Here is a 6800-nt window from a genome sequence, read left to right as displayed (position 1 = left end):
TACCTGATTGATCCTGAGCCCCACGGTGACGAACGTGGCTTTTTTGCCCGCATGCTCTGTGTCGATGAGCTTGCAGCACACGGACTCAACATGCAGATCATGCAGGTCAACATCAGCTACAGCGCGAAAGCCGGTACGCTGCGGGGGCTTCACTACCAAATGCCTCCGCATTCCGAGGCCAAGATCGTGCGCTGTACGCGGGGGGCCATCTTCGACGTAATGGTTGACCTGCGCTCCGCCTCAGACACGTATAGGCAGTGGTTTGGCGCCGAACTCAGCGCCGACAACCGCCGCCTGGCCTACATCCCTGAAGGATGCGCTCACGGCTTTCTCACCCTCACCGACGACACAGAAGTCATGTACCCCGTCACCGCCCGCTACGCCCCCGAGTCCGAGAACGGCATTCGCTACGACGACCCTGCACTCGATATCGCATGGCCTGCGGCGGTGCGCGTAGTCTCCGATAAAGACCAGTCCTGGCCGTTTCTTGCTCCCTCCGGTCTGTTGCCTCCTCTAACTCCTTTGACTAACCCTCTCGCTGACCCGCTATGATTATTGTAGATACCGCCCTCCAACAGCGCGAAGCTGACAACAACCCCATCCGCGTAGCGCTTGTCGGCGCCGGATATCAGGGCCGCGGCGTTGCCCTGCAGATCTGCACAGCTATCACCGGGATGCGCCTTGTGGCCATCTCCAACCGCACCCTCCCGCGCGCCGAGGCTGCCTACGCCGAGGCCGGGATCGACGATGTAACCCACGTACGCACCGTGTCTGCGCTCGAAGAAGCCATTGCGGCCGACCGATTCGCAGTCACGGAGGATGCAGAGTTGCTCTGCCGTGCCGAAGGCATCGACGCGATTATTGAGGCCACCGGCACATTCGAGTTTGGCGCCCAGGTCGCGCTCGCTGCAATCGAAAACGGCAAGCACCTGATTCTCTCGAACGCCGAACTGGATGCCACGCTCGGCCCTATTTTGAACGTCTACGCCGAACAGGCCGGAGTTGTGCTCACCGACATCGACGGCGACCAGCCCGGTAGCATGATGAACCTGTACCGGTTTGTCGATGCCATTGGATACCGCCCGGTACTGGTCGGAAACATAAAAGGTCTGCTCGATCACTACCGCACGCCTGAGACGCAGCGCGCATGGGCCGAAAAGCACGGCCAGGCACCCTACATGGTCACCTCATTCGCGGATGGTACCAAGATCTCAATGGAAAACGCCGTAGCCGCCAACGCCACGGGCTTCCCCGTCGGGCAGCGCGGCATGTATGGGCCTCGCTGTGCGCACGTTACCGAGGCCGTCGATCTGTTTCCCAAAGACGAGTTGCTCGACACCGGACTCAACGACTACGTGATCGGCGCCGAGCCCGGTCCAGGGGTCTTTGTCATTGCTTACAACGACCACCCTGTAAAGCGACAGTATACTTCGGTGCTGAAGATGGGCGACGGGCCGTTCTACGTGTTCTACACGCCGTATCATCTCCCCCATCTTGAAGTGCCGCTCACCGTGGCCCGTGCCGTCTGCTTCGGCGACGCCACGGTGGCACCCCTCGGCCCGCCTGTATGCCACGTGCTTGCCCTGGCCAAGCGCGACCTGAAGCAGGGCGAGACGCTCGACGGACTCGGCGGCTTCTGCACATACGGCTGGATCGATAACGCCGATGTCACCTACCGCGACAACCTGCTTCCGCTTGGTCTTTCAGAGGGCGCCACGCTCTTGCGCGACATCCCCAGAGATCAGGCGCTTACCTTCGATGATGTGCTACTCCCTGAGGGCCGACTCATCGATCGCCTCTGGGCCGAGCAGACCGCCCACTTTGGCATGGCCCCTGTACGTGCTACCGCATAGGCCGCACGACGCTGCATTACAGACCGTTCTTCTTACTCACTTGCCACCCCGCACTCCCATGAAAGCTGTTATTTTAGCTGGCGGATACGGCACCCGCCTCTCCGAAGAAACGGGTGTACGCCCCAAACCCATGGTCGAAATCGGTAACCGGCCCATCCTGTGGCATATCATGAAAATTTACGCCCACCATGGCGTAACCGACTTCATCATCTGCTGCGGATACAAAGGCTATATGATCAAGGAGTACTTCTACAACTACCATCTTTTAAATGCCGACATGCGGGTCGACTTGGGCACCCGCAGCACAACGTTTCTGAACAACACCAGCGAGCCGTGGACGGTGTCGCTGATCGATACGGGCTCCGGAACCCTTACCGGCGGGCGCCTCAAACGAGTTAGCGCGCTGCTCGACGATGAGCCGTTTTTCTTTACGTACGGAGATGGCGTTGCAAATATCGACATCGGAGCGTCGCTCGCCTTTCACCGCGAGCATGGCCTGCTGGCTACGATGACGGCCGTGCAGCCCCCCGGTCGCTTTGGCACGTTTTCGCTGAACGAGGGAACCGCACGCGTAACGCGCTTCCGTGAAAAGCCTCAGGATGGAGACGCCTGGATCAACGGGGGCTTTTTTGTGCTCGACCCGGCGGTTATTGACTACATCGACGGCGACGATACGACCTGGGAGCGCGACCCGCTGGAGCGTCTGGCCCGAGAGGGCGAACTGGCAGCCTATCGCCATGACGGATTCTGGCATCCGATGGATACGCTCAAAGACAAAAACACGCTGAACCAGCTCTGGGACCAAGGCTCCCCTCCCTGGGCGCTGTGGATGGAAGCGCTTTCAGGTGCAGAAAACGCCTGGCCGGCTGAAGACGTCCCCCTCGCGCCGCGTCATCACCAGCGGGCGCCCGTCTCTCACCATCCCTCGTTTTAGAGACGAGGTCCTCAGAACCTGTTTGGGTTTTGGTTTGCTGGCGAGAGCGAGCGTCGCTGCGGCGAAAATTGGACCACGATAGAGGTTCGTAGCCGGGGCTACGGGCCGAAATCGGGGGCAATTTGCAGCCCAGCGGAGCCGCTCGCAGCCCAAATTAAGAAATCAAAACAGGTTCTCAGTACAATACTTCGCCAGCAATGTGTAAGCAGGTCAGGCCGTTCGTTCGGGTACGGGATGTCGGGTTTCGCCGGCCCCGTACACGACGAATTTCTGCGTGGTGAGCGCCTGCAAGCCCATCGGGCCGTAGGCGTGGAGCTTGGTCGTTGAGATCCCGATCTCAGCGCCAAGTCCGAGCTCGCCTCCATCTGAAAAGCGCGATGACGCGTTCACGAGCACTACCGAGGCATCTACCGTACGCACAAATTCTCGCGCCGTGGGCAGGTCATCGGTTACAATAACTTCGGTATGATTCGATCCGTAGGTCGCGATGTGGTCTCGGGCCTCCTGATTGCTCTCCACCACGCGCATCGCGATCGTAAGATCAAGAAACTCAGCAGCGTAGTCATCCTCAGTGGCCGGCTCTACGTCGGGCACGCGGGCACGCACCTGCGCGTCGCCCCGCACGGTGACGCCAGCGTCTTGAAGCAGCGTGCACGCCCGTGGCACATACGTGTCGGCCACGTCTTCGTGCACGAGGAGCGTCTCCAGCGCGTTGCAGACGCTCGGGCGCGAGGTCTTGCCATCGATGAGCAGGTCGTCGGCGATGTCGAGGTTCGCCGCCGCATCCACATACAGATGACAGACGCCCTTGTAATGCTTGATGACAGGGATGCGGCTGGTTTCGTCGACGAAGCGAATCAGCCCCTCGCCGCCGCGTGGAATGACCAGGTCGATGTGCTGGTTGAGCGTGAGCATCTCCTGCACCGCGGCGCGGTCGGTCGTGGGCACGAGCGTGATGGCAGCCGGGTTCACGTCTTCCGCTTCAAGCGCTTCATGTAAAGCGTCGGCAATGGCGTGGTTGGCATGGAACGCCTTGGATCCGCCCCGAAGAAACACCGCGTTGCCCGCCTTGAAGCAGAGTCCGGCGGCATCGGAGGTGACATTGGGGCGGGCTTCATAGATCATGCCAATAACGCCCAGCGGGATGCGCATGCGCCCAACCTCAATGCCGCTGGGGCGCGTGGTCGTCGCTGACATCTGTCCGACCGGGTCTGAAAACCCTGCCACCTCACGCAGGGCGGTCGCCATCTTCTGGAGGCGCTCTTCGTTAAGCACGAGGCGGTCAATCATTGCCTCGGGGAGTCCGTCGTTGCGAGCACCGGATACGTCGGTGGCGTTGGCTTCCAGGATGGCGTCCTGGTGGTCGAGCAGCGCGTCGGCCATGTGCTGAAGTACGCGGTTCTTGCGTGCGGTTGAGAGATTCGCGACCTGCCGCGCAGCCTCGCTGCATGCCGCCGCCAGAGATTCAATAGAATGGTCGGATGCGGTGGAAGCGTTGGCCATGGGATGTAGCGTTGGTTGTGCGTGAAGAAACTTTATGTTCGTACCAAGTGCATCTGCGCTTGTGCCGCACGCGGGCCGGTACGTGTGGTAGGTACGCGCGGCGCCACACGACACGTGCACGAAGCAGACGCACCTGCTACAGTAGCACCAGATCGTTTCGGTGAATGACGTAGTCGACAGGTGCGGTGTCGAGGACCTCGGCCATAGCGGTACTGTGCCTGCCCTGAATAGCCTGCACCTCAGCGGCTCCGTACTGCGTAATGCCCTTTGCAACGGGCTGGATCTCGCCCCCAATGCGCAGCGCCACGGTCACTGCATCACCCCGCGCGAACGTACCCTGCACATCTGTAATCCCTGACGGCAGCAGCGACGCCCCCTGCTCCTGAAGCGCACGGGCAGCGCCTGCGTCTACGAAGAGCGTGCCGGTAGCAGACAGGGCGTGGCGCATCCAGTGCTTACGGCTGGAGAGCTGCCGGTCGGGCGCCGCCGCCTTGAAGAGCGTGCCAGGCACCGTTCCGCCACGCAGGGCGTCGAAGTGGGCTCGCTTTGTACCGTTGACGATGACGGCCGGAATGCCGCGGTCGGTCGCTTTTTCGGCAGCCTCAATCTTCGTGCGCATCCCCCCGGTGGCCGCAGCGTGATGACTCCCTCCCGCAAGGGCATAGATCGACGCATCGATCGCATCGACCTGGGGGATGCGGGTCGCACCCGGCGTGGCGTGGGGGTCGGCGTCGTACAGCCCGTCTACATCAGAGCACATGACGAGCAGGTCAGCCTCAGCGAGCACGGCGACGAACGCGGCCAGGTTGTCATTGTCGCCCACGTGCAGTTCCTCAACGGCTACGGTATCGTTTTCATTCACGATAGGCAGTGCGCCGGTGTCGATGAGCGCAGAGAGCGTGTTTTTGGCGTTCACAAAGCGCGAACGGCGGCGCAGGTCGTCGTAGGTAAGCAGGACCTGCGCGCAGGGCACGTCGAAAAGGCGGCTCCAGTGCTGCATGAGAAGCGACTGCCCGATGGCAGCCAGCGCCTGCTTCTCCGGGATAGTGAGCGACGTGGTAGCATCTGCGCGACCCTGTGCGGCGCGTCCGGCTGCCACAGCCCCTGACGACACCACGATCACGGTCTTCCCCTGCGCCCGATGCTCCCGTATCCACTGCGCAATAGGCAGCAGATAACGGGTTGAGCAGCCCCGCGCGTCGGGGGCCACGAGAGCGCTACCGACTTTGACGACAGCGGTTTGCCAATCGGGAAGGGCGGGCGAAGACGGCATGCTGTAGCGTAGCGGGTACACAGAGACGGGCGAACGAGCCAGGCAGACGGCTCGGCATCGTTTTGGGTACGCGCCTACCGTTTGGGATGTGCCCGCGTGTTGGAATGTGGCCACATTAACGCAGCCATAGACATGCAGACCGGTCTCAGAACCTGGTACGCTTATTTCTTAATTTAGGCTACGATAGCCATGGCAGCGCCCTAAACCGGAACGTCTTTGCAACCAGTACTTCGGGCACATGTCGGATGCGCGTGTTATAGCGTTCTACCGCATCGTTGTAGCCCGTACGCATGAAGGCAATGTCGTTCTCTACGCTTTCGCGACTCTCGATGAGGGTCTGAATCAGTGTGTCGGCCTTCAGCGCTGGCGTGTCTTCGACCAGCGCCAGCAGTTTTTTGCAGGCCGTGGTACCAGAATGCACTTCGTTATTGTGTACCCCCTCTGCGTTGTGCCATCCACGCAGTTCGGCCAGCACTTCTTGAATCGACCGCTCGTGCCCGATGTACTGCTGCACCGTCGACGCGAGATTTCTGATCAAGTCGTACCGCTTTTGGAGGGCCACCTCAATGTTCGACTCATTGCGTTCGACTCGTTGCTTTAGGAAAACAAAGTCGTTGTAGTAGATAATCCCCATCACGACAAAGAGGTATGCAATTGACAGTCCGGCGATGCTGAGGTACATCGACGGGCCCACCGGAAGCAGCATGCTTGTGCCCCAGATCCCCGCCACGGTGGTCGCCCAGATCCCCAGATTGAGGAGTCCAGCGCCCCACACGGCAAAGCGTCGCTTCAGCACATCGGCAGGTTCCGCACTCACAACGAACGGCACGGCATCGTCAGTCGTATCGGGGCCAATCACGAGGGCCTCGTGTGTATCACGGTCGATCTGCGCGGTGCCCATCACGTACACGACCTCGCCCGGTACGATGATGGTTTCGACGTGCGTTTCTTCTCCAATCTGTTTTTGCGTTTGCTGCGTGCCATAGATTTCAGCTTCTTGCGGCGCGACCCGAATCCGCCCGCTCTTGTCACGGCACCAAAAATCGACGCCTTCTTGTGTACGTGTATCGGACTTTGATTTGCTGTCTTCTTTGTGATGCACGACATGCGTGTAGCAGACGCAGGGCGTCTTTGTTACGGGCGAAACCAGCGGTCGCTCTGATTCGATGCGTTCAACGGTGCCCTCCAGTTCGGTGAGTCCGTAAGCTACTCCGTCCGTAGGCGATGGAGAAACGTT

At 60.6% G+C, this 6800-nt stretch carries 6 protein-coding genes; 3 read left to right on the top strand and 3 right to left on the bottom strand.

Going from position 1 to position 6800, the window contains the following annotated elements:
- From rfbC to rfbF, 3 genes are all read left to right on the top strand, one after another.
- Nucleotides 1-552 (top strand): dTDP-4-dehydrorhamnose 3,5-epimerase (rfbC, locus tag PPP56_RS08445; protein ID WP_353563604.1); only part of this gene is annotated, 552 nt, incomplete at its 5' end.
- Nucleotides 549-1853: an NAD(P)H-dependent oxidoreductase gene (locus PPP56_RS08440; RefSeq protein WP_353563603.1), complete on the top strand. Its 1305-nt coding sequence runs from the start codon at nt 549-551 to the stop codon at nt 1851-1853. The genes rfbC and PPP56_RS08440, both read left to right, overlap by 4 nt.
- A gap of 58 nt (nt 1854-1911) precedes the next feature.
- Nucleotides 1912-2787 (top strand): glucose-1-phosphate cytidylyltransferase, encoded by an 876-nt coding sequence (gene rfbF, locus PPP56_RS08435; RefSeq protein WP_353563602.1) that lies wholly within the window; start codon nt 1912-1914, stop codon nt 2785-2787.
- Between the two features lie 210 nt (nt 2788-2997).
- On the opposite strand, the gene PPP56_RS08430 is transcribed toward rfbF, so the two are convergent.
- The 3 genes from PPP56_RS08430 to PPP56_RS08420 all read right to left on the bottom strand — a co-directional run.
- Entirely contained in the window at nt 2998-4290 is a 1293-nt protein-coding gene (locus PPP56_RS08430; protein WP_353563601.1) for a glutamate-5-semialdehyde dehydrogenase, read from the bottom strand.
- Nucleotides 4291-4426: 136 nt separating this feature from the next.
- Nucleotides 4427-5563 carry a glutamate 5-kinase gene (gene proB / locus PPP56_RS08425; protein WP_353563600.1) on the bottom strand — a complete coding sequence of 379 codons (1137 nt, stop codon included), beginning with the start codon at nt 5561-5563 and terminating at the stop codon, nt 4427-4429.
- 178 nt (nt 5564-5741) lie between these two features.
- Nucleotides 5742-6800, bottom strand: a 1059-nt coding sequence (locus PPP56_RS08420; RefSeq protein ID WP_353563599.1) for a LemA family protein, incomplete at its 5' end; no start/stop codon positions are given.

The sequence above is a fragment of the Longimonas sp. genome (assembly GCF_040409695.1).
Taxonomy (GTDB): Bacteria; Bacteroidota; Rhodothermia; order Rhodothermales; family Salinibacteraceae; genus Longimonas.
The sequence above is the reverse complement of the archived record's forward strand: the minus strand, read 5'-3'. Positions and strand labels throughout refer to the sequence as shown.

Excerpts from the sequence above, each read along its gene's own strand:
- PPP56_RS08440 (WP_353563603.1), top strand. The coding sequence starts at position 549 with ATGATTATTGTAGATACCGCCCTCCAACAGCGCGAAGCTGACAACAAC.
- rfbF (WP_353563602.1), top strand. The coding sequence starts at position 1,912 with ATGAAAGCTGTTATTTTAGCTGGCGGATACGGCACCCGCCTCTCCGAA.
- PPP56_RS08430 (WP_353563601.1), bottom strand. The coding sequence starts at position 4,290 with ATGGCCAACGCTTCCACCGCATCCGACCATTCTATTGAATCTCTGGCG.
- proB (WP_353563600.1), bottom strand. The coding sequence starts at position 5,563 with ATGCCGTCTTCGCCCGCCCTTCCCGATTGGCAAACCGCTGTCGTCAAA.